The sequence below is a fragment of the Parasphingorhabdus sp. genome, assembly GCF_041748495.1.
Lineage (GTDB): Bacteria > Pseudomonadota > Alphaproteobacteria > Sphingomonadales > Sphingomonadaceae > Parasphingorhabdus.
Genome location: NZ_JBGTDD010000153.1, coordinates 1 through 2,599, shown reverse-complemented (window position 1 = coordinate 2,599; position 2,599 = coordinate 1). Strand labels below are relative to the sequence as shown.

Below are 2,599 nucleotides of genomic sequence, written 5' to 3'. Positions count from 1 at the left end.
TCCCCCCTTTTGCGTTGATCGTCTGCCATTTTGAGCTTCGAATAGAATAGTTTCAAGCGAAACCGCTTACTAATCGAATTTGTAGATCAGCGTGGAATAAAAAAGCAATTTGATCAACGAGCGGGCGGTTGGCACAGGGCGGCCAACCAAAAACAAAGGAACCCTATATGATTGGTAGAAATCTCCCCCAAACCACCCTGAAAACCCGCGTTCGTGACGGATCGGTTGATGGCGAAAACCCGTTTCGCTGGCAGGATGTAAACACCAAGGACCTGTTCGCTGGCAAGCGCATCGCGGTCTTTTCGCTGCCGGGTGCCTTCACCCCAACCTGTTCAAACGAACAATGCCCCGCTTTCGAACGGCTGTATGACGAGTTCAAGGCGCGCGGCGTGGACGAGGTTTACTGTATTTCGGTCAATGACGCCTTCGTGATGTACCAGTGGGGCAAGTCCCTCGGTCTGGAAAAGATCAAGCTGCTTCCCGATGGATCGGGTGATTTCACCCGCCGGATGGGCATGCTGATCAAGAAAAACCATCTTGGCTTTGGCGATCGCAGCTGGCGCTATTCGATGATCGCCGACGACGGTGTGGTCAGTGCCTGGTTTGAAGAGCCGGGTATCAATGATGATGGCGTCGACAATGATCCCTATATCGAATCGACCCCGGAAAAGCTGCTGAACTGGCTCGACCATAATGAAGCGGCTCGCAAGGCGGCTTAAGCCAGATCGATTTTCAAATTGTGAACCGCGAGCAAGAAATTGCTCGCGGTTTTTTATTGTGCCAGAGACTGGTGTCATGGAGCGTCTCAACAAACCGATCATCATGACGGCGCAGATGGGCAGGGCGGAACATGCCTGGGCGGACGGTCTGCGCCGGCGATATTTTCCGCCGGAACGCAATCTGATCGGCGCCCATATCACGCTGTTTCACCACCTGCCACCTCAGGCGCTGGACGAAATCAGGTCGGCGGTCATCGCCATGACCAGCGATTGGCCGAAACCCGAGGCGATATTGTCGGGCTTGATCCACCTGGGACGCGGCGTCGCCTATCAGTTGCATGCGCCGGATCTGCTGGCGATGCGGATGGAACTGGCCGACCGGTTCGCCGGATTGCTGATCGCGCAGGATCAGCAGGTCCCGAGGCTGCATATCACCGTCCAGAACAAGGTGGTTCCGGCAGCGGCGAAGCGTCTTTATGACGAGCTTTCAGCCGATTTTGAACCGCACCCTTTCACAATTCACGGAATCGGCTTGCATTATTATATGGATGGGCCGTGGCAGGATATCGGCGCATGGCCGTTCCGAGGACGCTAGCGGACGCCGACTTCCTTGATCGGGATATCGGTGTTGACCAGTTCGTCCTTGTCGAGATTCAGTCCTTCGACAACGGCTTTGCGGCCCTGCACATAATCCTTGGTGGCGTTGACGCAATCCAGCGCCACGACCTTGCCGTCGCGATAATATATGACCGAAAAGGAGCGGGCAGCCGGATCGCCGCGAACGACATAGCTGTCATGACCGGTCGAGAGTCCGACGGTCTGCAATTTCAGATCATATTGGTTCGACCAGAACCAGGGCATGGCATCATATTCGGCTTCCTCGCCCAATATGTCGAGCGCCGCCACCTTCGCCTGGTCATTGGCGTTCTGGACCGATTCCAGCCGGATCATGGCCCCGTCGGCAAAGGCGTTGCTGTGCGCGGCACAGTCGCCGATGGCATAGACATCTTCGAGGCTGGTGCGGCAATGCTGGTCGACGTCGACGCCATTGCCGGTGGCTGCGCCGGCTGCCACCAGCGGACCGGTTTCGGGGATGATGCCGATGCCGACCACGAACATGTCCGCTTCCAGACGGCGGCCGTCGCCGAGCATAACGGCGGTCGCGATGCCATCATCACCGGTTTCAAAGCCGGCGACGGTTGCTTCCAGCTCGATGGTGACGCCATGACTGCGATGTTCGGCTTCGAAAAACCGGGACAGCGCCTCGCCGGCGACGCGGGACAGCACCCGGTCAAGCGACTCGACGACGGTGATCTGCTTGCCCAATTTGGTCAGCACCGCGGCTGCCTCCAGGCCGATATAGCCGCCGCCGACAACAACCACTTTTTCCACCGTCGGCAGGGCCGCCATGATCTTGTCGACATCGGCGCGGGATCGGACAGCATGGATGTTGCGCGCCTGACTGCCCGGACAATCGAGCATGCGCGGAGAACCGCCGGTTGCCCAGATCAGCTTGTCATAGGAAATTTCATCATCCGATGCCAGGGTCACGGTCTTGGCGATCGGATCGAGTTTCGATACCCTGCGGCCGGTGAGCAGATCAATCTCGCGTTCGGCCCAGAAGCTCTCGGGGCGCAGCAAAATCCGCTCAAATGGCTTTTCTCCGGCAAGATATTCCTTCGACAGCGGTGGCCGTTCATATGGCGGATATTTCTCGTTGCCGATCAGGCCGATGGAGCCTGCAAATTTCTTCTGACGCAACGCAATGGCGGCCTGTGCGCCTGCGTGGCCAGCGCCAACAATCAATATGTCATAAAATGCGTTCATATCTGCCCCTTGATGCCCGACGTCGGCTCGGAAAGCGCTGTTAGCGCGGATCG

The 2,599-nt window shown here is 57.6% G+C and carries 3 protein-coding genes; 2 read left to right on the top strand and 1 reads right to left on the bottom strand.

Annotated features, from left to right (window positions below):
• The first annotated feature begins 167 nt into the window (after window positions 1-167).
• Both ACEW8J_RS13575 and ACEW8J_RS13570 read left to right on the top strand, forming a co-directional pair.
• A complete protein-coding gene (locus ACEW8J_RS13575) occupies window positions 168-719 on the top strand; it encodes a peroxiredoxin (RefSeq protein WP_373492182.1) in 552 nt (183 codons plus the stop codon).
• A gap of 76 nt (window positions 720-795) precedes the next feature.
• The gene (locus tag ACEW8J_RS13570; protein WP_373492181.1) at window positions 796-1,314 is read left to right on the top strand and encodes a 2'-5' RNA ligase family protein; all 519 of its coding nucleotides are present in this window, start codon (window positions 796-798) and stop codon (window positions 1,312-1,314) included.
• Here ACEW8J_RS13570 and ACEW8J_RS13565 read toward each other — a convergent pair.
• Window positions 1,311-2,546 carry an NAD(P)/FAD-dependent oxidoreductase gene (locus ACEW8J_RS13565; protein ID WP_373492180.1) on the bottom strand — a complete coding sequence of 412 codons (1,236 nt, stop codon included), beginning with the start codon at window positions 2,544-2,546 and terminating at the stop codon, window positions 1,311-1,313. The genes ACEW8J_RS13570 and ACEW8J_RS13565 overlap by 4 nt on opposite strands.
• Between the last annotated feature and the right edge of the window lie 53 nt (window positions 2,547-2,599).